General features: G+C 30.8%; 24 protein-coding genes. 17 read left to right on the top strand and 7 right to left on the bottom strand.

Annotated features, from left to right (window positions below):
• Nucleotides 1-45: 45 nt before the first annotated feature.
• From CLJU_RS02450 to CLJU_RS02475, 6 genes are all read right to left on the bottom strand, one after another.
• Entirely contained in the window at nt 46-1,605 is a 1,560-nt protein-coding gene (locus CLJU_RS02450; RefSeq protein WP_013237182.1) for a cell wall-binding repeat-containing protein, read from the bottom strand.
• Between the two features lie 171 nt (nt 1,606-1,776).
• Nucleotides 1,777-2,469, bottom strand: a complete 693-nt coding sequence (locus CLJU_RS02455) for a response regulator transcription factor (RefSeq protein WP_029170157.1) — start codon at nt 2,467-2,469, stop codon at nt 1,777-1,779.
• Nucleotides 2,447-3,577 (bottom strand): sensor histidine kinase, encoded by a 1,131-nt coding sequence (locus CLJU_RS22790; RefSeq protein ID WP_013237184.1) that lies wholly within the window; start codon nt 3,575-3,577, stop codon nt 2,447-2,449. The genes CLJU_RS02455 and CLJU_RS22790 overlap by 23 nt, the downstream gene beginning before the upstream one ends.
• Nucleotides 3,578-3,586: 9 nt before the next feature.
• Nucleotides 3,587-4,339, bottom strand: a complete 753-nt coding sequence (locus CLJU_RS22795; protein ID WP_023162709.1) for an ABC transporter permease — start codon at nt 4,337-4,339, stop codon at nt 3,587-3,589.
• Complete coding sequence (locus CLJU_RS02470) at nt 4,326-5,051, bottom strand: ABC transporter ATP-binding protein (protein WP_013237186.1); 726 nt, start codon at nt 5,049-5,051, stop codon at nt 4,326-4,328. The genes CLJU_RS22795 and CLJU_RS02470 overlap by 14 nt, the downstream gene beginning before the upstream one ends.
• A gap of 96 nt (nt 5,052-5,147) precedes the next feature.
• The gene (locus tag CLJU_RS02475) at nt 5,148-6,401 is read right to left on the bottom strand and encodes a hypothetical protein (RefSeq protein ID WP_013237187.1); all 1,254 of its coding nucleotides are present in this window, start codon (nt 6,399-6,401) and stop codon (nt 5,148-5,150) included.
• 461 nt (nt 6,402-6,862) lie between these two features.
• Between CLJU_RS02475 and CLJU_RS02480 the strand changes: the two genes are divergently transcribed.
• The 3 genes from CLJU_RS02480 (at nt 6,863) to CLJU_RS02490 (ending at nt 9,739) form a co-directional block, all read left to right on the top strand.
• A complete protein-coding gene (locus tag CLJU_RS02480) occupies nt 6,863-7,999 on the top strand; it encodes a TolC family protein (RefSeq protein ID WP_013237188.1) in 1,137 nt (378 codons plus the stop codon).
• Between the two features lie 33 nt (nt 8,000-8,032).
• Complete coding sequence (locus CLJU_RS02485) at nt 8,033-9,175, top strand: TolC family protein (protein WP_013237189.1); 1,143 nt, start codon at nt 8,033-8,035, stop codon at nt 9,173-9,175.
• A gap of 156 nt (nt 9,176-9,331) precedes the next feature.
• On the top strand, nt 9,332-9,739 hold the full coding sequence (locus CLJU_RS02490; RefSeq protein WP_013237190.1) for a hypothetical protein: 408 nt from the start codon (nt 9,332-9,334) through the stop codon (nt 9,737-9,739).
• A 316-nt stretch (nt 9,740-10,055) separates the two neighbouring features.
• Here the strand turns inward: CLJU_RS02490 and CLJU_RS02495 are convergent, their stop codons facing one another.
• The gene (locus tag CLJU_RS02495; RefSeq protein WP_013237191.1) at nt 10,056-11,813 is read right to left on the bottom strand and encodes a WG repeat-containing protein; all 1,758 of its coding nucleotides are present in this window, start codon (nt 11,811-11,813) and stop codon (nt 10,056-10,058) included.
• Between the two features lie 236 nt (nt 11,814-12,049).
• Here CLJU_RS02495 and CLJU_RS02500 point away from each other — a divergent pair, with 236 nt between their 5' ends.
• The 14 genes from CLJU_RS02500 (at nt 12,050) to CLJU_RS02565 (ending at nt 26,123) form a co-directional block, all read left to right on the top strand.
• Nucleotides 12,050-12,922: an SLAP domain-containing protein gene (locus CLJU_RS02500; RefSeq protein WP_013237192.1), complete on the top strand. Its 873-nt coding sequence runs from the start codon at nt 12,050-12,052 to the stop codon at nt 12,920-12,922.
• A gap of 187 nt (nt 12,923-13,109) precedes the next feature.
• Nucleotides 13,110-14,924, top strand: coding sequence for a cell wall-binding repeat-containing protein (locus CLJU_RS02505; protein ID WP_013237193.1), 1,815 nt, complete (start codon nt 13,110-13,112; stop codon nt 14,922-14,924).
• A gap of 183 nt (nt 14,925-15,107) precedes the next feature.
• Nucleotides 15,108-16,436, top strand: a complete 1,329-nt coding sequence (locus CLJU_RS02510; RefSeq protein ID WP_013237194.1) for a cell wall-binding repeat-containing protein — start codon at nt 15,108-15,110, stop codon at nt 16,434-16,436.
• 143 nt (nt 16,437-16,579) lie between these two features.
• A complete protein-coding gene (locus CLJU_RS02515) occupies nt 16,580-17,626 on the top strand; it encodes a hypothetical protein (RefSeq protein ID WP_013237195.1) in 1,047 nt (348 codons plus the stop codon).
• Nucleotides 17,627-17,656: 30 nt separating this feature from the next.
• Entirely contained in the window at nt 17,657-18,340 is a 684-nt protein-coding gene (locus CLJU_RS02520; protein WP_013237196.1) for a YveK family protein, read from the top strand.
• 67 nt (nt 18,341-18,407) lie between these two features.
• Nucleotides 18,408-19,175 carry a tyrosine-protein phosphatase gene (locus CLJU_RS02525; protein ID WP_013237197.1) on the top strand — a complete coding sequence of 256 codons (768 nt, stop codon included), beginning with the start codon at nt 18,408-18,410 and terminating at the stop codon, nt 19,173-19,175.
• A gap of 38 nt (nt 19,176-19,213) precedes the next feature.
• Nucleotides 19,214-19,933 (top strand): CpsD/CapB family tyrosine-protein kinase, encoded by a 720-nt coding sequence (locus tag CLJU_RS02530; RefSeq protein ID WP_013237198.1) that lies wholly within the window; start codon nt 19,214-19,216, stop codon nt 19,931-19,933.
• Between the two features lie 121 nt (nt 19,934-20,054).
• Nucleotides 20,055-20,282, top strand: a complete 228-nt coding sequence (locus CLJU_RS02535; protein ID WP_013237199.1) for a DUF1659 domain-containing protein — start codon at nt 20,055-20,057, stop codon at nt 20,280-20,282.
• Between the two features lie 38 nt (nt 20,283-20,320).
• Complete coding sequence (locus CLJU_RS02540; RefSeq protein WP_013237200.1) at nt 20,321-20,539, top strand: DUF2922 domain-containing protein; 219 nt, start codon at nt 20,321-20,323, stop codon at nt 20,537-20,539.
• A gap of 551 nt (nt 20,540-21,090) precedes the next feature.
• A complete protein-coding gene (locus CLJU_RS02545; protein ID WP_013237201.1) occupies nt 21,091-21,714 on the top strand; it encodes a sigma-70 RNA polymerase sigma factor region 4 domain-containing protein in 624 nt (207 codons plus the stop codon).
• An 18-nt stretch (nt 21,715-21,732) separates the two neighbouring features.
• Nucleotides 21,733-22,299: a sigma-70 family RNA polymerase sigma factor gene (locus CLJU_RS02550; RefSeq protein WP_013237202.1), complete on the top strand. Its 567-nt coding sequence runs from the start codon at nt 21,733-21,735 to the stop codon at nt 22,297-22,299.
• A gap of 808 nt (nt 22,300-23,107) precedes the next feature.
• Nucleotides 23,108-23,776, top strand: a complete 669-nt coding sequence (locus CLJU_RS02555; protein WP_013237203.1) for a sugar transferase — start codon at nt 23,108-23,110, stop codon at nt 23,774-23,776.
• Between the two features lie 118 nt (nt 23,777-23,894).
• A complete protein-coding gene (locus tag CLJU_RS02560; protein ID WP_013237204.1) occupies nt 23,895-25,013 on the top strand; it encodes a glycosyltransferase family 4 protein in 1,119 nt (372 codons plus the stop codon).
• A complete protein-coding gene (locus tag CLJU_RS02565; protein ID WP_013237205.1) occupies nt 25,014-26,123 on the top strand; it encodes a glycosyltransferase family 4 protein in 1,110 nt (369 codons plus the stop codon).
• Nucleotides 26,124-26,213: the final 90 nt, after the last annotated feature.

The following is a 26,213-nucleotide window of genomic DNA, read 5'->3' on the forward strand; positions in this document are numbered from 1 at the left end:
GCCCCCTAATATTTAATATCAGGGGGCTTATTATCTTTTCTTAAATTACTTTTGCTGATAACTTGTTAAAGCATTTCCAAGTCTTGTATCCAAATCGTCTATTCCTTTATTTCCATTTTCAATATTGGAAATACTATTTCCGTCGGTGCCGATATCTTGAAGTTCTGCAGTGGATTTTTCTAATTTGTCCATATCCATATTGTCAAGTGCATCTTTCATTTCAGTGAATATATTAAGGCAGCTAGTTGTATATTTCATAGTTGTATCTACATAATTAATTTGTGTATTTATACTATCTAAGTATTGTGTACTGTAAGTGTCTAATCCACTAGGTACTGAAAGATTTGAAGCTTCACTTTTGAGTGTTGTAAGATCACTTTTGTAAGAGGATAAACAAGAATTACCCTGGTTGAACAAAGTAATTAATTGTTCTATGTCTGATGACAGTTCCTGTGCTGTTGATGCAGAGGTAATAGCTACTCTTATATCAGTTGTCTTGTTGTATATATCCTCCATCTGCGTTGAAACAGTGCCTGTCTTATCTTCATAAGAATCACAATAGCCTTTTAGAGCAGTTATATAGTCTATTTCAGCTTGTGGTATTGATGAAGTAGGCTCCATCAAATATTCTACAGATAAATCTATAGAGTTAAGTCCTCCTAAAAGATATATATCCTTATATCCTTTCTCATCTATATAATTTTTTTGACTGGATATATCTTTTCCGTCAGTCAACATTATAGGTGCACTTAATTTGGAAGCTAGAGCACTTCCAGATAGTGCATCCGGAAAGTTTGCACCATTTGCCAGCACTGCAAAATTTGAATTCGAATTAAAGTACTTGCATATGCTGAGCGAAGTATCGTATCTAGTTTGTCCGCCTATTCTTACTATGTTACTATCCGTTAAGGCTGGCTGAAGACTTTTTATTTCATTTACTACATCATCACTTACAGAACTTTGTCCACCTATTACAAATATTTTGGATGGCTGTATGCTGGAAATAACATCTTTATTACTTTCAGAAAGCTTTCCATTATCTATCATAAATATAGGATATTTGTAACATGCAGCTACACTTGATACGCTGAGGGCATCTGCAAATCCCCAACCATTTGTAATTACCATAGGAGTACCTTTTTGAACATTCATAGAATTAATAATAGATTTGTTGGTCTCAAACCTGTTGCTGCCACCAAATCGTGTTACATTTCCATAGCCAAGTCCTTTTATGTAGCTTACAAAATCATCACTTACTGAAGAAGTACCTCCTAATATGTAGATATTTCCGCTCTTACTTAAATGGTTTTGTATATAATCTACTGCATTTGAAGAATTTTTAAAGTCATCGTTTAATAAAAGTATTGGTGCATTGTATATTTTTGACAATACACTTCCACCTAGAGCATCGGGAAAATTATTTCCATTAGCTATTATTACACTTTGAACTGTTCCACTTTCAAAATTATTTGCAATGTTTTCCGAAGTTTCATATCTGTTGTTCCCTGCAAGTCGTGTTACATTATACGTAGTTTTAGCATAGGTACTATTTGACATACCTAATACTATAGCCGCTGCTGCAGCTATTCCTAGTATTTTCTTCACTATCCTTCCATCTCCCTTTAAAGTATATATACATTAATTCTAACATAAAGTTACAAAAAAACCTATAAGAAAAATTTGACTAGATTTGTAATGGAGGGAATTGAGGAGGAAATATTCATTTAATGTCATAGCTTAACTATTAATTTAATAGATGTATAAGCAAGTCCCCAATTATACTCGAAGTCTGTATCCAGCGCCCCATACAGTTTCAATATATTGGGGATTTGAAGGTGAGGATTCTATTTTTTCTCTTATTCGTCCTATATGTACAGTAACAGTGGAAGTATCACCTATTGCATCTAATCCCCAAATTTTTTCAAATAAATCTTCTTTACTAAAAACTCTATTGGGGTTTTGAGCCAAGAATGATAGTATTTCAAATTCTTTTTGAGCTAAATTTACTTCTCTACCATTTACAAAAACTTGTCTACAATCTTGATTTATTTCCAAACCTCGTATAATAATATTATTTTTTGGAGGCTTAACAAATTTACCTTTTATTTTTTCATAATTTTTAATGTGGGATTTGACTCTTGCAACTAGTTCACTTGGGCTAAAGGGTTTAGTTATATAATCGTCAGCACCGAGGGTTAATCCTTTTATTTTATCAATTTCTTCTTTTTTTGCAGAAACTAGCAGTACAGGGATGTCTTTTTCTTCCTGTATACTATGTAAAATACTAAAACCATCTATTTGAGGAAGCATTATATCTAAAATTAACAGATCAAATTTGTTTTCTTTAAAATTATTTAAACCTTCTATTCCATCAGTACATATTACAACTTCAAAGTTTTCAAGTTCCAAATAGTCTCTTATGAGTTCAGCAATGCTTAAATCATCTTCAATTATTAAAATCTTTTTCATCATAAATTATCTGCCTTTCATGTAATTTAGGTAATGATATAGTTATGCTTGTACCGCTCCCTTCTTCACTTACAGCCCATATTTTACCTTTATGGCCTTCAACAATCTGTTTGGCGATTGCAAGACCAAGACCACTGCCTTTAGTTTCTGTTCTTGCAGAATCTGTTCGATAAAATCTGTCAAATATCTTATTTATATGATTCTTGTCTATTCCACAGCCGGTATCCTTTATTTCAATTATTATACTTGCATTATTTTCCCTAAGGTCAATTAGGATGCTTCCATTTTTAGTATCACCCATATATTTTTTAGAATTATTGATAATATTAAGTACAACTCTCATAAATCTTTCACGGTCAATCATCACATATTTGGATTTATTTAAGTTATTTTTAAGAGAAATAGTTATATTTGATTTATTTAGTTCAAAAGAACATTCTTGAGTGCAGTCTGTAAAGTAGCTAATTATATCAGTCTTTTCAAAGTTAAAGGGTATTTGATTTAAATCAAGCTTTGAGTATAAAAGCAGGTCGTCAATCATCTTGTCAATTTGCTGTGATTTAGAGTATATTGTTCTTAAATAGTGTTGAAGTTTTTCAGGAGTATTTGCCACTCCATCTAAGATTCCCTCAACATATCCTTTTATGGATGTAATTGGAGTTTTTAAGTCATGTGATATGCTTGAAACTAACATTTTTCTGTTATCATCATATTTCATCTTCATATGTATAGAATTTTTCAATTGTATTCTCATTTTTTCAAAATCAGAACACAAATCTTTTATTTCACTATCACCATCTTCAACAATTTCAAAGCTTAAATCTCCATGACTGATTTCTGAAGTTGCCTTTTTTAAACGTGCTATAGGAGTAAGTATTCTCTTTGAAAATAAATAAGAAATAATAATATTTGCTATTATAAAAGAAAATATAAAAGTGCTTGTTATGGTTATAATAAATATTTTAAATAAATTACTATCATATCCTATGTTTGTATTTAAAAATTTTGAACACACAACTATAAATATAAATGCAGTTAAAGTTGTAGCAATAAATGGTGTTATAAGTGTTACACTGTTGTAAATTATAAGACGTTTTTTAATATCCATTTTCTCACCTTAAAAATCTTTTTTATCAAATAAGTAATAACTTCCTGTAAAGAATAGTATATCATAGCTTAACATCATCATGAATTCACAAAATATTTTGTAAAGAGGAAGCTTGTTCATAATCCATAATTTGTACCAGTCAAACATACTTGTAAAAAATAATCCTGAGTACTTATAAAAAATGATACTTAAGAATTTAAATATGATAAAAATTAGAATGGATAAAAAGAATACACTTATACCATTCTTAAAAATATTTACTAAAAATACGATAATTAATGAAAAAACAATCATAGGAAATAATGTTATTAAATAAGAAAGAACTATTCTAGAGAAACTTAACAAACTTATTGTATTTGAATTAAAGATGAAACCTGCTGTTATTGAAAAAATCATTACAAAAATGAGATTTGATAATATAAATACAATTATGGCGGTTAGTTTTGCAGTAAATAACTTCAACCTCGTGATTGGCTTTGTGAGAGAAAGCTTTATTGTGTTATGTGAAAATTCTCCCGAGAAGCTATCTATTGTAATTAAAACAGTGAACAATGGAAGAATAATATTTGCTATAATGGACAGCACTAGTATAGGAAATTCCATGTTTGAAACTCCCATAAGTCCAAAGCCATTTCTCATTGCAATAATTACTATTTGACCTAGGACAATAACTATAAACGACATTACAGCAGAAACTAGTATCTTTTTCTTTTTATACAATCTTTCAATTTCATTGATTAGAGCAGCTTTAAATTCCATCATTTCTATTTACCTCGCTAACAAAGTAGTTTTCAAGTGAAACATAATTTTTTAAAATATTTTTAGTAGTATCAACATCAACTAAGGTGCCATTATATAATAAACCTATTTTACTGCAGGTCATTTCAATATCATGTATGAGATGGCTTGATATAAAAAATGTAGTTTGATAACTTTGAGCCATGTCTTTTATAATATTTCTTATATCAATCATTCCTTCTATGTCAAGACCGTTTAATGGTTCATCTAAAATAATTATTTTAGGCTTTGCCAAAATTGCAGCGGCAATTCCAAGTCTTTGCTTCATTCCAAGAGAGAATTTTTTAGTTTTTTCATTTTTATATTTTGAAAGACCAAGTAAATCTAAAACTTCATCAATTCTTGAATTGTCCACATCTTCATAATACCTGGAAGCTTGTCTTAGATTTTCAAATGCAGTTAAATATTCATAGGAATTGGCAGTTTCTATGATGCAGGACACACTTTGCATTGCTTTTTGAAAATCATCTACAATACTATGATCAAAAATTTTTACATCTCCACTGTCCGGTTTTATAAGTCCAGTCATAATTTTCATAGTAGTTGATTTACCAGCTCCGTTAGGTCCTAGAAATCCAAAAATGTCACCTTTATTTATTTTTAAATTTATATTTCTTATACCTCTATCATTTTTATATAGCTTGGTTAAATTATTTATTTCAATAACTGTTTCCAATTTACGTTCCTCCTTGTATACTCAGAAAATATGCTGACAAAATTTTAAAGATGAAGTCCGTCAGCATATTCATTGATATGATCAAATTTTACTTAATCAGTTAAAGACTTTATTCAATGTAGGGTTTGAAATCTCTTCATTACTTACATTAAAGTTTATATTGGCAGAATCAGGAGAAAAATATATATTTCCCTTAATAACATTACCGGAAGATGAAGTATTAAAAGATGCTGAAGTATTATTTTTTTGGAACTTGCCCTCGAAATTAAAGCTTTTTGCATTGGAAGAGTAATCTTTATATCCTTCTAAATATTCTTCATAGTATTTTCCTTTTACATGGTTACTATCTATTTCTTGAATTTCTATAAATCTTTCACCTATTTTTTCAAATTTAGAATCTTTTTCTATTGTAATATCATTTTTGTACTTACCAAGGTATGCAGTTGGATTAGATAATTTAGTATAGTCTTTTTCAGTACTTTCCTGTACCTTTTTACCAGAAAGATCTGGCTTATTTACTATTGTAGAGTTAACATCTTTAATTTTTAGAGATAATTCAAAAACCAAAAGGTGGCTGTTTCCACTATTGTCTTTTCCAGAAATTGCTCCAGAGGCAAGTACACTTTGTATTGAATCATCTTTATCTGTAATTACTTTTAATTGAACATCTTTAACAAATACATCCTTTGAAATCTGGGGAAGCTTTGTAGTTGATGTGTTTAAGCGTGAAGTTTGCTGAATTTGATTATTTATATCCTGCTTTAATTTAAAAGATGTTACTGCATTTATAAGTGAGGGTATTTGATTTTCACTTAAGGAAGTAGACAGTTCTCTTGTACCATCAGTTTTCCTAGCTACTGAAATGGAGTCCTTTAAATTTCCAATAGCAGTATCTACTATTTTTTCAATATCAGATGCTTGACTTTCCTTAAATGGATTTGAAAGAAATGAATTGGTTTTGTCTTTATCAGTTATGTTAGTTACATGATAGATATTGCTATCTGAAGTATTATGAGCTATAGTAACATTTTTATCTTTATAATATAGTTCTTCTGATTTAGTTGTTCCATTATTTACCTCACTTGTATTTTCTATAGATTTTTTAGATGCGTCGTATTTATTCAATATGTTTTTAGAATATATAACTGCACCATTATCTCTCATTACAAATGAACTATCTACAGTAAAGCTTGAAAATTTATTTGTGCAGTTTTCCGCAGTGTGTTTGAGAGAATCTTTAAGTTCATCATATCCACTTTTTGAATTGACTTCAGCAAATGCTGTAGTTGCAAACATAAGTGTTCCAATAGTAAAACTTATAAGCATTGCTGCTTTTTTATTCATTTTCATTTTCTATTGCTCCTTTATGGTTATTTATGAAAGACTTTCATAATTTAATTATAAATGGAGTGTATCTAATTTATATAAACCAAATATAAACAAAGTATAAACAGAGTTCTTGGCATCAGATGGAGTTTTACTCCACCTGATGCTTAGAAATCGTTATCCAGGGACGTAGTCGCTCTTTACCCCCACTTGGAGAAAAGCAGATATCCCAAATCTTTGATTTGGTGATAGTCGCTTTCGCTGTGTGCAAGCAGATATCCCAAATCTTTGATTTGGTGATAGTCGCTTTCACAGAGTGCGTGAGAGTATTAGAGCGAGTAGTCATCGGATAAATTTATGCAATTTTAAACAAAATCTTAGGTTAACTTTACCATGGAAATATAAATATAATTGTGATAGAATTAGTTATCATTGAAATATTATATTTTGGAAGAAGATAATTTAATATATGGAAGGAGGAAAAAATGAATAAAATTAAAATATTAGCTTTAACAGCAGTAATGACACTTTGTACAAGCACTGCAGTTTTTGCAGATGGAAATACATTAGATATAGATAGCTTTATTAATACTGCAATTCAAAATTCCTATGATGTTAAAAGTGCAGATATTTCCATAAAACAAGCCCAAAATTCTTATAATAGTGATACAAAAAATGCAGCCTCTTATTCTGATCAATTGGATCAGGGTGGAGCAACGTTAGATCAATATACTCGATTACAGTTGATGGAGAATATCAGCAGCAATCAACAGCAGGACAAATTTTCTGAATATGAATATACACAAATAAAAAGTGTAGCTGAAAATCAAGTTAAGTTATCTGCTTATAATCAATATACGACCATTATGAATGACAGGGATACAGTAGATTTGGAAAATCAAAATTTTAAAAATGCCCAGGAACAATATAACAGTGCACAGCTTAAATTGAGCCTTGGCACTATATCTCCTTCAGATGAGAAAAAGGCTGAAGCAGATTATACGGCAGAAAAAAATCAACTTAGAAAATGCCAGAGACAGTATAATTCAGATATTCAGAGTTTAAATAAAATTGCAGGAATTGATATATATACACAATATGATGTACTTCTTAAAGATAAGCTTACGGAATCACCTTATATAAGAAGTTACAATGAGTATTTAAACGATGCCCTTAAAAATAGAGCAGAAATTTTGATCGGACAAAAAAATATAGAACTGCAAAAATTTAAATATGATGTTGTAAATGGGGTGTTCTCTGATAAGCAAAGTGTACCAAACAGACTTGCCCAGGCTAATGTAGACAATGCTTCAGATAGCTTGGAAATTCAAAAATTGAATATAACTTCAGAGGTGAATAGCTTATATAATGATCTTCAAGTTAAGACAAGAATACTTGGATCAAAAAAGGATGCTTTAAACTTAGCACAGACAAATTATAATACCGCCCAAATAAAATATAATGTAGGTGTGATAAGTAGAATAGACTTTGACACACAGGCTGCTAATTTGAAGAGTGCCCAAAATGATTTGAAATCTGCAGAGAGAAGCATATGGATGGCACAGACTAAGTTAGAATTAGCTTGTGGAGCAGGAAGTGATACTTCAAATCTATCTAATTAATTAGAAGTTTTCATATTGAAGGGAGGAAAAAGTATGAAAGGTAAATTAAGTATAGCAATTGGATTAACATTAGCCTTAAGCGTAAGTAGTACATGTTTTGCAGCAAATAATAGTACTATAACACCTGTAAATAGTATCACTGGTAATGCAACTTTAAGTTTGGATCAGGTACTTAATGATATAGAAAAAAATAGTGTATCTATTCAAACTAAAGAGCAAAAGATACTTTTATATCAGAGACAATTTGACAGGGACAATATGAATGCAGCTCTTATACACGAAAGTGGGACAAGTGAGGCCAATTATCCAGCTGGACAATATGTGAATATAAAACTTACTACAGATGTAATTCCAAAGGCAGATGAGCAGAACATAAAGGATGCAGAACATGATAAGGATGATTCACTGCAAAATCTTAAATTTTCTACAGAGCAGGAATATTTAAATGCTCTTACCAATGAAGATCAGATAAATACAATAAATGACCAGATAAAAAATGTTGAGGAGCAAATTGCCCAGACTAAGGTAAAAATAGCAAATGGACAACTTACAAATAATGACTTGCAGTCTTTACTAGTTCAGGAAAGTCAGCTTCAGGCTTCTTTAAACCAACCCAAAGCACAGCTTCAACAAAATTTATTATCTATTAAACAGACAATAAATATGGATCTTGATGGGGATTTGACTCTGGTTCCAGCGGAAAAATCTTTTGTAAAATATGATGACAGTAATATAGAAGATAAGATTAATAAAGCAGTAGATAATAATTATAATATTGGAAAGATAAATAATAATCTTGATATACTCAGGGTAAAGGAAGATATATATAAACGTTACTCTTTTAATGATGAATCGGGTGAGGTAAGTACGGGACTTAGTATTGAAGATCTTGAAAATAGCCGAAACAATACTATATTGACTATTAAAACTAATTTATGGAATGGCTATTATGAATTAAAAGCTTTAGAAGATACTGTAGAAACTGAACAAGCAAAAGTGGCAAGTGCTCAGTCAACTTATGATAGTACTGAAGCAAAAGTTCAGCAGGGGGTCGCCATACAGCTTCAAGCGGATTCTGCAGCTCTTGCACTTAAGAGTGAAAAAATTAATTTAAAAAATGCCATAAACAATTATATGGTAGCAGTAGAGCAGTTTGAATATAATTTAACACAATAATTTAACAGCCAATATTTAAAGACTATGCTAGATAGTATTTAGCATAGTTTAATTTTTGAAGAAAATTAAATTTTTATTAAAAAAAATAGAAATACTATAAAATAGAATAATATATGATAAAATGAGATTTGAAATAATTATATGGAGAGTGATAATGTGAAACACAATTTTAAAAAATTAGGAATACTTGCCTTGATATTAACACTGTTTGTATCTCTATCGGGATGTTCCTTTGGAAAACAATCTTCTCAAAATGATGCTGCAAAAAGTACGGCAGAAAAGCAGAAAGAAGTGGCAAAACAAAAAGAAGCAGCCAAGATAACAACAGACACTGATAAAACAGCTCAGCTTAAAAAGGAAAAAGCTATATTTAATGGCCAAGTATATGTACAAAATAACAGAGCTATAGCTACAATGATAATTAAAAGTGGAGTTAGTGACCAGGAAGCTAAAGATCTTGCACAAAAATATGCCCAGGATTTGAAGAAAAAATATAAGAATATGCAGGTAAATGTAATGGCTGTAAGAGATAATAAAAATATAGTTAATTTGACCGTAAAGTAATGAAGTATATTATAATAAGGCAATATAAGGTTTTTAACTTAATATAAAAAAATTGCGAAACAATTTTTTTAAAGAACAAAGAACAAAGTTCAAATATCAAATAAGGATAATTTTCTTCCTAACGTCAGAAAATATTAAAATTATAGATTTTCTGAGGTACGATGGAAATCATCTTTATCTGTTCTTTGTTATTTGAACTTTGTTATTTTCAAAAGCTTTGCTTCGCAAAATTTTTATTTTTTGTAGTATAACGGAAAAAAATCAACCTTCACTTTCAACTCTCAATTTTCAATTCTCAACTCAAAAAAATTCCATATTAGTTATCTAATACTTGAAAGCTCATTTCTGTAACATCAGGTTTTAATTTATTACCTGACATATCCTGTATGTTGTATTTGCCGTTACTTAAGACTGTAATGGTATATGTTTCTCCAGGAGTATAGCCATTAGAAGGTGGATTTATCACTATAGTATCAGGACTTTCAAAAGTAAAAGAAACGTTGGCATATTCTCCGTTACTGTTAGTAACTTTGATATTGTCTGTCATGGTCATGTCTATGTCATTTAAAACTGTATCATCTTTGTTTGAAAGAGTGTGTCTTCCATCTATGGCTTTAGAAAATTTTATTTTCCAGGTTTTAAAAGGATCACTTATAGCAGTGCTTGGTATGGATTTTATACCAGGAACTTTTATCATATTACATTTCCCATCTTTTACAGCAAGGGAACAGCCGTCATTAAAACTGGAGGCACTATCAAAATCATAAGAGATAAAGGTAGAGCCAAGTCTGTCAACATAACCCCATTTTATATATTTTTCTTTAAGTTCTGAGTCATCAGAATTTTCAACAGAAGAAGAACCAGTATTTTTCTTTACCACAGCATATCCTTCATTAAAATCTGAAGCATTATCAAATATAGGACTTATTACCACGTCACCTTTTGAATTTATAAATCCATATTTTCCGTCTTTTTTCACCATTGCCATACCTTCTTTAAAAGCATATACTTTGTCAAATTGAGTTTCGCGAGTTAGTTCTCCTTTAGTATCTATGAAACCATACTGATCCTGGGAACATACAATAGCTTTTCCTTCCTGAAAAGTGTCTATCCAGCTAAATTGAGGTTGAACAATTATTTTACCTGTAGGGTCAATAAGACCATATTGGCCGTTTTCAACTATTTGGCACATTCCATCATCTGCAGGTATTATGCTGTCATAATTTAAATCTAGAATCAAGTTCCCTTTTTTATCTATGGCACCACGTTTGTCTCCACTTGATATTTTTATTAAGTTACTGTTCAAATATGATATGTCAGTGTATTTAGGTTCTAAAACCATTTTTCCACTCATATCTGAAAGACCCCAGTGTTTATCCTTTTTTATAGGAACAAGCCCAAGAATAGGAGATTTTATTTCATCAAAATCAAAGGATTTAAAATTACCAGATTTGTCTATAAGTCCCCAGGTATTTCCTTCTTCCACAGCAGCGTATCCATCGCTAAAATCATAGGCATTATTATAGTTACATCCAGAAAGTAAATTGCCATCACTTTTTAAAAATCCATAACTACCGCCTTTCCTAACTCTCATAAGTCCGTTAAAGAATCCATAAACGGCATCAAACTGTGGCTCAGTTACAATTTTACTGGAATTATTTATTAAACCCCATTTGGAATTTTGTTTTACAGCAGCTAGTCCATTTGTGAAGAAGTCTGAAACTTCTTCAAATTGTGGTTCTACTACAACGGATCCATTTCCATTGACAAATCCAAATTTAGAACCCTTGGCGACTTTTGCATATCCATTTTTAAAAGTAGATATGGAGGTAAATTCAGCTGGTGTTTTTACAATACCGTCTTTACCAATCAATCCATAAAAATTGTTATTTTGAAATTTTGCAAGGTTTCCTTCAAAGGCATATACATTTGTACAGGATATATTTAAATCTGTAATTGAATGATTTAAGTTGTTTGATGCTAACACTTTTGGTGAGTTAAAGATAAATCCAGCACTGGTTGAAAGCATAAAAGTAAACATTAAGCTTAAATACTTTTTAGAGATTTTTTTCAAAGTTCTTTCCTCCTTAAATATATTTTTAGCTTATTATATCATTTATATTATGTTATTAGAATTAAGACCAATAAAATTTATCCAGTTACAGTTTACCTATGGAAAATTTACCGTGATTTTACTGGAGGCTTAAAATTGACAACTGAAAATGGTAATGATATATTTAATTAAGGTATTATTAAAATGAATAAAAACTATTTAATATATAATTTAATATATTAATTTGGAGGTATAATATGGTTAAAAAAGCACAGAAAAATAGCGCACAAGACGGTGAAGAATATGTTTCAACAGTTCTTTCACTTTTAGATGAAGAAGAAAATGTAGTTTCAGATGTGCAGAAAGAAATTTTTGAAGATGAAATAAAAGAATTGCCGCCTATAAAAGAAGGACAACTTAATGTATCAGGTATATATGCCTATGATGAAGGAGACAAGCTTGAAGTTAAAATATATGTAAGAAATGGTCTTTCAGATAAATTGAATTTAAAGATGATACCTTTTGTAATTAAGAACTCTAAAGGGGATATTTTAGCAGCACAGCAATTTAATTTATCTTGTCTTGGAGAACTGCCACCTCATTCTGCAAGACCTATAAAACTTTATTTTGACAAAAAAAATGTTAAAGTAGACAAGATACCTCAGGATGACTGGGAAGTTGCCTTAAATGGAGAATTTAATGTTACATCTACTGTAAGACCTATATATGAAGGTCTTCCTGAAGGAATAAGTGATGAGGACAAACTTGTTTTTAATAAGTTTTTAGCTGAACTTCCTGAAATGGAAGAAGGACAATTTAGTATATCAACTTTTAGTATTGGAATTCAAACAAATGGTAATATTTTAGTAACTGCAGTTATGAGAAATGGATCAAATCAGCCTATTACTATAAATAAAATGCCTATGACTGTATTGGATGCTAAAAAGAGGGCTGTTAAATCTGAAAGTTTTGAATTGAAAGATTTTACAGTAAGTCCTTATAGGGCAAAGATATGTAATTTTGCATTTCCTACAGATGTACATCCAGAACAAGATCAGCCTCTAGATGGATGGTCTGTGGCATATAAGTTGGTTAAGATAAACGGTAAAGTTAATGTAAAAAGAAAATAATTTTTACAATTTCCTATAGAAAATTGTAAATTGTACGAATATAATATATGTGCATAATTTTTACATGGTATTTGGAAAAAAATGAATTTGTAGTATAATGTATATGTAATAAGTTGTAAGGCAGTGAATTATTTAGTGCTGTGTTAAATAATTTATGAACAATATATAATAATTGGAGGGATTACTTATGCAAAAAAAGAGCAAAAAAGTTCTGTCAGCCTGCAGTATAGCATCTTTACTTGTTACGACTACGGCAGTTTCCACAGGTGTAAAGGCTGCAGATTCTGGTGTGAACAGAGTAGGTGGGGCTAACAGATATGAAACAGCTGCAAAAGTGGCTGATTCAGGTTGGACTTCATCAGATTATGCTATAGTGGCAAATGGAGAAGGTTATGCAGATGCACTTTGTGCTACACCTCTTGCAAAAGCCAACAATGCACCTATACTTTTAACTACAGGTAACAGCAGTAACAGTTTAGAGCAAAATCAATTAAATGAACTTAAAAAATTAAACGTAAAACATGTAATTGTAATTGGAGGAACAGGAGTAGTACCTGACAGTGTTTTAAATAGCATAAAAGCACAGGTAACTGATGTAGAAAGAATAGGTGGACAAGACAGATATGAAACTTCTGTAAAAATAGCAGAAAAGCTTGGAACACCTGCAAAAGCAGTTATTGCCAGCGGCGAAGGCTATGCAGATGCTCTTTCAGCAGGTCCTGCTGCAGCTATAAATGGAATGCCTATACTTTTAAGTAGAGCAGGTAGCTTACCAGATACAATATCAAACTATCTTAAGGCACATTCACAAATAACTCAAACCTACGTAATAGGTGGTACAGCATCTATAAGTGATTCTATTTTAAACTCACTTCCATCAGCAAAAAGATTAGGTGGACAAACTAGATATGATACAAATGTAGCTGTTTTGCAAGAATTTGCTTCAAGCTTTAATTTCAGCAATATATATGCAGCACTTGGAGATGGACCTTTAGGTAACGAATTTGCAGATGCACTTACAGGTGGAGCACTTGCTGCTAAGAACAGGAATCCTCTTGTAATAACAGGAAAAACAATAAGCTCTGCTACAGCAAGTTTCCTTAAGGAGAAGGGACTTACAAATAGTACTCTTACGGTATTAGGCGGAACAGCTAGTATACCTGATTCAGTTGCTAGTGATATTAAAGGTGATATTGGAAATTCGTCAACACCAGGGGGTGGAAGCAGCGGTGGATCAGGCAGTAATAGTGTACCTCTTAGTGGTAGTTTGTTAAATAATCTTATAGTTGATAATAACGATTATAAAAACTTCGTACAAAGTTTAAATACACCTACAGGTAAGTATTACAATGAATATTTTACAATAAAACAAATTGATGATACTACTAATGATAAGTCTATAAATGTACAATTAAAGAAAAGTGATAGAAGTGTTGAAGACATATTTGTAGATGCACAAAATAAATATCTAGTTGACGGAAAACTTACTGATAGTGATATCCAGGCTATAAAGGATAATGTGGATAAAGTTAATGCTAAATTAGATTTGGTATATAATAAACAATTATTAGGAAGCTTAACTATAGGAAATAGCAATAAAGACTTAAAAACATTTTTATCAAGTCTAGGATCAAAATATATACTTAATGATGGTTCGGGACATTTAGATAAGGATTATATAGTGAATAAGATAACTACAGATTTACCTAAATATAACTCTGCTAGTGAATATGAAGCATTTAAAGATGATTTAACTACGAAAATAAGTAACTATTTTAAGAATGATTCTTCTACAGATACAATTGTTAAATATCACGGATATACTATAGGTAATATATATGATGATAGTACGAAAATGTTTGATTATCAATTATCACATGAAACTAATGCAGATAATTTAGTGAATATAGTTTTCCCAAGCAGTAAAGTTGGTGGGACATATACTATTAATCTTGCTAATAATGATGGACACTTTATAATAAATGTATCTAATATTAACTAAAATTGAAAATTTCAATAAAACTCAGGCCTAAAACCTGAGTTTTATTAATAAGTATAAATATTAATCCGATGACTACTGTTTATATAAATTCTTAAAATTACCACAACATGCAAAACAATATTGGTAGACAAAATAAATTTTAAGATTTACTATTAAATTGAGAATTGAATAAGGGGGATACTTATGTTACGAAGAAATAAAATAATTTCAAAACTAATACTTGGCGTTTTTCTTGCGTCCTCTACAGTGTTTGCTGCAGGTCAAAATGTTTTTGCAGCATCTAGTAGATTATGGGGACAGGATAGATATGCAACTTCTACTGCTGTATCTAAAAATAATTGGACATCCTCTGACTACGTAATACTTGCCAGCGGTGAAGGCTATGCAGATGCTCTCTGTGCAGCACCTGTTGCAAAAAAATATAATGCACCTATACTCTTGACTGGAAGCAAAGAGTTAAATGAAGGTGTGAAAAGTGAAATAACAAGGCTTAAGGCAACTCATGTAATAGAAATAGGTGGAGAAGCTTCTATTTCAAGTGATATAGAAAATGAGTTGAAGTCCATGAAACTTAATGTACAGCGTTTAGGAGGACAAAATAGATTTGAAACTTCTGTAGTTGTGGCAAATTTTCTGGGAAATGTTACTAAAGTAGTTGTAACTTCGGGATATGGATTTGCAGATGCCCTCTCCATTGCCCCTATAGCTTCAAATCAAGGTATGCCTATACTTTTGACAGGAAAGGATTCACTGTCTGATGCTGTGCAGAATTATATAAATCAGAATAAAGATTCTATAAAGAACTCCTATGTAATAGGTGGACAAGGAGTTATAAGCGACAGTGCTATTTCAGGACTTCCTACAGCTGCTAGAATAAGTGGTCAAAATAGATTTGATACCAATGTAAAGGTATTGTCTTATTTTAAAGGCAGTATTGATTTTAGCAATTTATATGTAGTAGAAGGAGACGGTCCTACTGGAAATGAATTTGCAGATGCTCTTTCTGGATCTGCAGCTGCAGCGAAAAAATCTTCACCTATAATTTTGACTTACAATACACTTTATTCTGGAATGGAAGATTTTATAAAATCAAATGTGCCTAAAACTGCAAGTGTTACAGTTATAGGTGGAACTGGGGCAGTCCCTGATAGTTTGATAAATACCATGGATCAGGTTGTGTCTGGAACCAGCACACAAAATCCTTCAACATCTGGAGGAGGATCATCTTCTTCTGACGATGCCAACTTGAGTTCAGTATTAAGTAAACTTAAAGCTATGGATACTTCTAAACTAGATACTAATCAAAAAACCGTAATTTCAGATATTATAACTGCTTTAGATAAATACGAGGCAGATTCAAGTTATAACTATAATACAGACGCTCAGAATGTAAAACAGCTTTATAATAACCTTACGCATGATGAAAAGAGCAGCCTTCAAACTGCTGTGGTAAATGCCGGAGTTAGTATTTCAGAAGGCATGACGCTTGCTAATAAGTTTGGATTATATTAGAAACAAATTTGGATTATAAAGTTTTAATTTACATCAATTAAATAAAATTTTTTTGTAAATAAGTTATCTTTAAATATGTTATAATAGGTGATGTATTTAAGGATAACTTATTAAATCATTTTTAAATTTTAGGAGAAAATAGTATGGGTAAATTGAAAAGTAGAAAAAAACCGGTGATTTTAATTATAATTGCCTTATTGGTTGTGGCAGTAGCAGTCTTTGCTAAACTTGTTTTTTGGAATTCATCTTACAGTTCGCCTAAATACAAGTTTTCGGCGGATCTTTTGACAAAAGTATTAAAAGCTCAGGAGAGCGGTGGAACTGTAGAACTTTCAAAAGATGAGGTAAATGGCGTTATATCCCTTTATTTTAAGCAATATAAAACTAGTGACCTTGTAGTAAAGTCGGTGGAAGCAGATTTTGAAGATGATAAGATGGTATTTTTGATACCTATTACCTATAAAAATTTTAATCTGTTGTTGTCATCTCAAGGCGATGTTTCTTTTCAAAAGGGAAAGATAATATATAACCCTGAATATTTTAAATTAGGTAAGATTACTTTACCAAAGTCCTATGTATTAAAGAAATTACAACCTAAGTTGAAAAATGGAATGGCTCTTGAAGGAGATTCTATAACTGTTAGTACTAGTGGACTTCCAATAAGCATTAAGAATATAAGTGTAAAAGACCAGAAACTTTTAGTCACCCTTGAAAAGAAACAGCTTAATATTGAAGATATGCTTAAAGGAAAAATAAGTAGTTCGTTACAAAATTTTATAAAAGATTTTTCTAATATAAAGAAATTAGACCCTTCTACGAAAACTAATGGTGAGAGCACAGGTGCAAAATCAAATGATAATGGTACTCCATCTGTCAGCAATACTCAGTCAAGTAGCAGCAAAACTCCCGTATCACAGGAAAGACAACAGGCATTAAATAGGTTATCAAGTGGTCTTAATGCTGCTTCAGGCGCTGTAAGTACGGGAGGCCAACAAGCAGTTATATCACAGTTGATATCTATCGTAAATAATATGAAAGATTCTTCATATAATCCATCTTCAGCAGAGGGAAGTGTTAGGGCTGCCTATGATAAATTGTCTGCTGAAGAAAAGGCAGGACTAAGATCTGCCGTACTTTCTAATGTCAATTCATCTGATGCAGGTACGTTAGGTATAATAATGGGAAATTAGTTTGTGTAAAATTCAAGGAGGATTGTTTTAATGGAAGAAGAAACAACACTAGATCTTAGAGACTTTTATTATATATTGAAAAAGAGACTTAAACTTATAGTTATAGTAACATTAGCGTGTACTTTGCTGGCTGGTATTTTAAGCTTTTTTGTAATAAAACCAACCTATGAAGCAGGTACTACTATAATAGTTGGAAAACCTCAAAACAGCCAAAAGTCTAATACTCAATATAATGATGTTATGATGTACCAAAACTTGGTAAAAACTTATGCACAAATTGCAGGATCAAATGCTGTTATGGAGGGTGCTTCTAATAAGATGAATGGCTCTGTAAGTGCAGGCCAACTTCAAAAGATTATTACAGTTACACCACAGCAAGGTACACAAATTTTAGAAATAAAAGGACAGAGCAAAGATCCAGCTCAGGCTGTAAACATGGTAAATGCAGTATCAAATTCTTTTATAACTGAATCCAAAAGAGTATTTCCAACAGGCGGAGACATACAGGTTATGGATACACCTCAGTTTCCGAATAAACCAGTAAAGCCTAAAAAAGTGCTTAATATGGCAATTGCGTTCTTTGTTGGACTTATGGCATCTGTTGGTTTTTCATTTATGTTGGAGTACATGGACAATACTATAAAGACAGAAGAAGATGTAAACAAAATTTTGGGAATACCTGTAATAGGAATAATACCAAAAGGCAACATGTAAATAGCTAAGAATTAGTAGTTAATAGTTAGTTGAGAATTGAGAGTTGAGAGTTGAAAAGAGGTATAGCATGATAGATATACACAGTCATATACTTCCAGGTATAGATGATGGATCAAAATCCATGGAAGATACTATAAAGATGCTGAGGCTCACAGAAGAAGATGGAGTGGAAACTATAGTGGCAACCCCCCATTTTTATAAAGAATATTATGAAAACAGCTATGAAGATGTGATTGAATTGGTAGATAAGGTGAGGAATGAAGCTAAGCAGGAAAATATATGTGTAAATATTGTTTCAGCCCAGGAAGTGTTTTTGGACAGACATACTGTTGAAAATTTTAAGTCAGGTAAAATAGGATGTATTGAAGGAACTAATTATATGCTAGTAGAACTTCCAATGATGAATGTACCCAAAGATGCCCTGGATATTATATATGAACTTGAAATAAGAGGTGTGCATCCAATTTTGGCTCATCCTGAAAGGTATAAGTACATTATAGACACACCTTCTAAAATAAATGAATTTATGAATGAAAAATGTTTACTTCAAATAAATACGGGAAGTGTTTTAGGTATCTTTGGGAAAAAAGTAAAAAAAACTGCAGAACTTCTTATAGAAAGCGGAGTATGCAGCTTTATAGCTTCAGATGCCCATTCCACAGGAGGAAGGTGTCCGGGTATCAGTAAAGCTTTAGAAGAAGCTTTACAATTTAACAAGGATATAGAAGTACAAGTACTAGATAATTGCAAAAAAATGCTGAAAAATGAAATAATACAGCTGCCAGGGGAAAGAATAAAAGACAGAAAGGGTATTTTTAGTTTTTTAAGAAAATAGATAAAAGTATCATCTGAGAGATAAATGGAGTGAAGACAATGGAAAAACCAGATATAATTACTGTAAAAAATCCTAAAGATCCTATTGCTGAAGCTTATAGGACACTTAGAACCAATATTCAGTTTTCTTCTTTTGACAAGAAGATACAGACTATAATGCTCACAAGTTCCGGTCCTGGAGAAGGAAAGTCAACTACCTGCTCAAATTTGGCAGTGGTTATGGCAGAGTCCGGATCAAAGACAATCCTAATAGATTGTGATCAGAGAAAGCCAAGGCTTCATAAGATATTTTTGACTACAAATGAAGTTGGATTATCGGATGTTTTGGTTGGTAAAGTTAAATTTGAAGAGGCTGTAAAAGAAACAGGTATAGAAAATCTTAATTTGTTAACCTCCGGTACTAGACCGCCAAATCCATCAGAGCTTTTGGCATCAAAGAAGATGGAAAATTTTTTGCAGGACTTAAAGGAGAAATATGAATACATAATAATAGATACGCCTCCTGTAGTTGCAGTAACAGATGCCCAGCTTTTGTCCCGTTATGCAGATGGATGTCTGCTTGTAATAGCATCTTCCCAGGTAGAAAAGGAAGCAGCAGTAAAGGCTAAGGAACTACTTGTAAAGGTAAATGCCAATATAGTAGGAGTAGTTTTAAATAAGTTGGAGATAAAGGAAAAGGGTTACTATGGCTATTACTACCATTATTATTATGGCAGTGATGGAACTAAAATTAAAAAGAAAGAAAAAAGAAAAAAGTAACATATTTTTAAAAAGTGGTTGGAATTCGAAATTAGATATTCTGACCTCTTTTATTTTTTTGAAAAAATTTTGCCTCTTTTTTAAAAGGTGCATATATATTACCTGAAAGGGGTTGATAAACATGGCTGTAAAGTCAACAACATTACAAACTTCATTAATACTAAAGTATAAGGATGGTTTAGATGCCAAAGGGAAAGAGGTAATTAAACAACAGAGGTTTTCAAACATCAAGACAACTGCTGCAGATCAGGATATCTACGATGTTGCAAAGGAAATAGAAAAGCTTCTTGGAAAAACATTAAATGAACTTGTAAAACAAGATCAGAATGCCATAACAGTAACTGCTTAAACTTAAAATTGTAAATTGAAAAGAAGGGTGGGAAAGATATGAGTAAATCATTAGTTATGAGTTTTTTTAATGAGCAAGGCAAAAAAACTTCCATAAAAGTTGAAAATGTAAAAGAGGGTATCACAGATCTGGAAGTAAAAAATGCTATGACTGCAATTATTGCAAAAAACGTATTTACTTCAAAAAGTGGAGATTTGAAATCCATAGATGCAGCACATATTTTAGATAGTTCAACTACAGAACTTCAAGTAAAATAGGCATAAGTAAGTAAAAAGCAGCGGATTTAGACTAGTATTGTCTAAATCCGCTAGGTTTATCTGATGGCTATCTACTGTAACACTCCCACTTCTATCAAAATGGGAGATAACAGTAGCTACGCCCCTAGATAACTCATCTAAACTTATTGGGAGAAACAAAGTCCCACTAAGTAAGATTCATTGATAAGTAAAAAATCAACTTATATTTTGGATATTTTTTACAAACTTCAGCTCGTTAAATATTTTGATAAGGCTAAGCAAAATATTTGAAAGAACTTCATCATTGTAAAAATATTCCTACATATAAGTTGATTTTTAAGTTAGAAAGTCTAAAATTTGGTGCTCTCAAAGTCTCTAATTGTATTTTTTTAGTTTTATTACAAAAAGTTCGATAAAAAGTGTTACTTTTATGAATAAAATGTGGTCTTATATAGTAAAAGGTATATATTTTCAAATTTAGCTTAATTTACATAGTACACATTTCAATTATAAATGGTATAGAGGTTACATTGTAAAGATTACTTTAAAGATACTGTATTGGGGGAATGGCTATGGAAAATGACATCCACCTGAAGGAGCTTATAAAGGGAGTTAAAAATGGAGAATCTTACTGGATAGCTAGACTAGAAACACACTTTATAAAAATTATAAAAGCACTTTATTATAAAAAGATGTTTAAACACTGTGGAAGTATTTATGAGGAAGATGTGAAAAATAAATGTCTTCACAAAATGATTGTATCCTGTAAAAAATTCAGGGGAAGTACCTGGAGTGAATTTACAAGCTACAACATAAAGATAATAAGCAGTGTAATAGTAAATGCTATAAATAGTACTTCTAAAGTAAAAAATATTACTCTAAATTTAGAAAACGATCTCAACCAAGAAAATGCAATGGACTATATGCGTATTAGGCATAAAGGAAGTATGACTATGGAAGATGAGATATTGAATAGAATTATTTTAGAGGAAATGTTTGAATATTTTAATGGAAAGCTAAGTGAAAAAGAAAGAAAAACTATGCACCTAATTATTCACTATGACAATTTGAAGGAATATTCTAGAAAAAGCAATTGCAATTATGATGCACTTAAGCAGAGAGTGTATAGGCTCAGGAAAAAGTTGAACAAGCTTAGAAAAAACTATTACTTAAAAATCGGACTTGATGAAATTTAAAAATAGGAGGATAAGAGTATGGAAAATCTACAGCTTGAAATTTTACTTGAAAGAGCCCAAAGTGGAGACAAAAATGCAGTAGAGAGTATATGCATCAAATTCAATGGTATGGTAATTAATATGGCAAAATGCACCTACATAAAAGGATATGATATGGAGGACTTGATTCAGGAAGGGCGGTATTCTGTGATAAAGGCAATTGGAATGTATGATATAAATTCCAAATATCCATTTGCTGCCTATGTGAAAAGTTCTGTTAAAAAGAACTTCTATAATATGATAAGAACCAATATAAAGAAGGTAAGCTGCTGCAGCCTCTACAGCAAAAATGAGGAAGGGTGCGAGTTCATAAATATGATAGCTTCAGATGAAAATATTGAAGAGGATTTGATAAAAAGAAAGCTTATAATTCAGCTGAATAAATCTATAGACAAGCTTTCCGAGGATAAAAGAAATTTAATAGATTGGTACTATATTCAAAATAGAAGTTTAAATGAGTATGCTGAAAAAGAGGGGATCTCTTATAGGACTGCGGTATATAGAAAGAGAAAAGCCCTGGAGAGTTTAAAGAGCTTTCTAGTTTGAAAGTTGACTTATACCAGCCATATACTAACAAAATTCATCACACTAAAAACTTTTTATAAGTCTAAAGTTGGGTATTTTGAAAATCTAAAGAAGCTTATATAAACTCGTACCTCAGACATATATAAGATTCTAAGGTTTTCTAAAATACCTCACTAAGACTTATGCAAAAAGTTTTTAAATGTGCTTTCAATTTTGTTAGTATATTTTGTGGATAAGCTCAAATTTCAATTAGAAAGTCTAAAAGAAAAGTTGAAGCGTCTGGCAAATCTAGACGCTATTTTTTTACTTTGAAATGAAAATTATGTTTAAAAAGAGAGGATAATGTAACAAGATTTTTAAAAAATAATGAATTAAAAATTGTCCATTTTTAATTCCAGTAAAGTTAAGATTAAAGATAAATTTTTTTATTAAATTTTATAAATGAGTTATATTTAAAGGTTGTCTATGCTTAAGTAGAGTACTATAATTAAAAAAGGGGACGGTATATTAATCTAATTGGTGAAAAATGTGGATAACTTGGTTAACATATATGATTTTTTACATAAAGTTGAATAAGATATAAACGAAGATACTAATGTAGAATTAATAGACTTCAGATCAGATGAAAGACTTTATGAGAAGTTTAGCTGAAGTGAATTTCTCATAAGGCGCTTGATGTTGGGTTTATTTTTTGTAATGATTAAAATTGATGACGTTAATATAATATATAAAATTAGTTCCAGATTTGAAGAAAGTGTCATATAGATATAAAGATTTTGTTTGAAAAATGTTATGCAAGTTTGCTTATTGTATAAGTAGGGGGGATTATATGACAGAGATGCAAAGCAGACCTATAGAAGTAACAGTAGAGAATATGGAAAAGTATGAAAAAAGTGATACTTATTACTTTATTAAAAGATGTATAGATTTAATTTTGTCTTTTATAGGTATTATTGTATTTTCTCCTATTATGCTCATAGTGACTGCTGCGATTAAACTGGATTCCAAGGGATCTGTTATATTTTCTCAAATGAGAGTTGGAAAAAACGGAAAACTATTTAAAATGTATAAATTTCGCTCTATGGTAGATGATGCAGAAGAACTTTTGGACAACCTTCGAAGTAAAAATGAAATGACTGGACCTATGTTTAAGATAAAAGAAGATCCTAGAATTACAAGGGTTGGTAAGTTTATAAGAAGAACCAGCATTGATGAGCTTCCTCAATTGTTTAATGTAATTAAAGGGGATATGTCACTTGTTGGTCCAAGACCTAACCTTCCACATGAGGTAGCAAAGTTTACTGAATGTCAAAAGGCTAAGCTTCTTGTAAAGCCTGGACTTACGTGCTACTGGCAGGTAATGGGCAGAAGTAATATTGATTTTGAACATTGGATGAAGCTTGATATTAAGTACATAGAAGATAGAAATACATTGCTTGATTTAAAGCTAATATTTAAGACTTTTTGGGTATTTTTTGGAGATGACGGAGCTGCATAGATATAAAGTATGTGTAATTCTATAATACAAAGCAAAAGACAAAATAGTAGGTATTTTATATGATGTGTACGATTTATATGAAAAATAAAGAAGAATAGGATTAAATGAGGTATTTTTAATGAAAGTAGCATTAGTACATGATTGGCTTACTAATATGGGTGGAGCAGAGAGAGTAGTTATAAACTTTAAACAAATTTATAAAAATGCTCCAATATATACAACTATATATAATCCAGATAATTTAGATGATGAATTGAAGAATATAGATGTACGAACATCTTTTTTGCAAAATAAAAAGGGAGCAAAGAAAAATCACCAAAAATATTTTCCATTTATGCCTGCAGCATTTGAAAGTTTTGACTTAAATGAATATGATATAGTGCTAAGCAGCAGTTCATCCTGTGCTAAGGGGGTTATAACAAATCCAAATGCTATGCATGTGTGTTATTGTCATTCACCAATGAGGTATGGATGGGAATTTTATTATGAATATGCTAATAATTCCAATATGAAGAAACTTAAGAAGAATCTTTTAAAGTATTTTATGGATTATATGAGAGTTTGGGATAATGTTTCATCTAATAGAGTGGATTATTTTATAGCTAACTCTGAAAATGTGGCTAGAAGAATATGGGAACATTATAGACGTGAAAGTGTGGTTATCCATCCACCTGTAAGGTGTAGCTTGTTTAATATAAGCAATGAAGATCAGGATTATTTTTTAATTGTATCAAGACTTGTAGAGTATAAAAGAATTGATTTGGCTGTAGAGGCTTTTAATGAATTAGGTTTACCATTAGTTATCATAGGTGATGGTGCTGAACGGCAAAAATTAGAGTTAAAAGCTAAAGATAATATAAAGTTTTTGGGTAGACAGCCTGATGAGGTCATAAAAGAATATTATTCCAAATGCAGAGCTTTTGTATTTCCAGGAGAAGAGGATTTTGGAATAACTCCACTAGAAGCTCAGGCAAGTGGAAGACCTGTTATAGCTTTTGGAAAGGGTGGGGCACTTGAAACTGTAGTGAGTGAAAAAACTGGAGTTTTTTTTGAAGAGCAAACTGTTGAAGCTTTGAAAAATGCAGTAAAGGTATTTGAAAGCTTGAGTTTTGATAAGGAACTTATAAGAAAACATGCAGAAGAGTTTGATGAGGAAATATTTAAAGGAAAAATAAGAAATTTTGTTGATGAAAAATATGATGAATTTTTAGGTACTAAGAAGTGGAAGGTATTATAGATGAGTCAAGTAGTATTTAATGCTCTACAAACATCTTTAAGTGGAGGAATAGGAAGGTATTGCTATGAAGTATCAAAAGCTATATATAAACAACATAAGATTGACTTTAAAATTGTCATAAGAGAAGAAGATAAAGGTTTATTTAGTTTTGCGGACATAGAAGACTTAATAATTGTTGAAGGTATAAAAAATGCTAAACAGAGAAATTTTTATGAACAATTTAAATTGCCGAAATTAATTTATAAAAAATATCCTGATGCAATTATACATTATCCTGACACTATGGCTCCAATTTTTGCAAAGAATAAGGTAATTATAACAGTACACGATTTAGCTTTTAAAAGTCTTAAAGACGCATTTACATGGAAAACAACCTTGTGGAAGAATTTTATTACAGATTTATCTATAAAGAAAGCACATAAGATAATAGCTATAACTGAATTTGCTAAGAATGAAATATTAAAGTATTATCCTATGGTTAATGATAAGATAAGTGTTGTTTATAATGGATTTAATAATTTTTCTAAAGAACCTATTGATGTTAGTAATATTAATCAAAAAATTTTAGATTTAAAAAATGGCAAGTATATTTTGACAGTTAGTACTATATCACCACGAAAAAATATAGATGGACTTATAAAGGCATTTGGTTTAATAAAGGATAAAATTTGTGATTACAAATTAGTTATAGCAGGAAAAAATGGTTGGTTATATGAAAATGTTTATAAAGTGGTTAGCAATTTAGGATTGAATGATAGGATTATATTTACTGGCAGCATAAACGATGATGAGTTAAAGTTTTTATATAAAAATGCCAGCTTATTTGTATATCCGTCATTTTATGAAGGGTTTGGATTGCCGCCACTTGAGGCAATGAGTTATGGCATACCATGTGTAGTTTCAAACAGAACATCCATTCCTGAAGTTGTAGGTGATGCTGCCATTAAAGTTAATCCTGATAATTTAAATGAATTGGGTAATAAGATTTTTAAAGTTATTAGTAATGGAAAACTATGTGATTTTTTGAGAGCAAATTCTAATAAAAGATTAGAATGTTTTTCTTGGAAAAAATCTGGTCAAGATACAATAAAAGTTTATTATCATTTATGAAGTAAATAATCGAAAATGACATTTAAGAGAATATTAAGACAAATCTAAATGAGATTGTTTTTTATTTGATTTAAAAAAATTATTTTTAAA

The sequence above is a fragment of the Clostridium ljungdahlii DSM 13528 genome (assembly GCF_000143685.1).
Taxonomy (GTDB): Bacteria; Bacillota; Clostridia; order Clostridiales; family Clostridiaceae; genus Clostridium_B; species Clostridium_B ljungdahlii.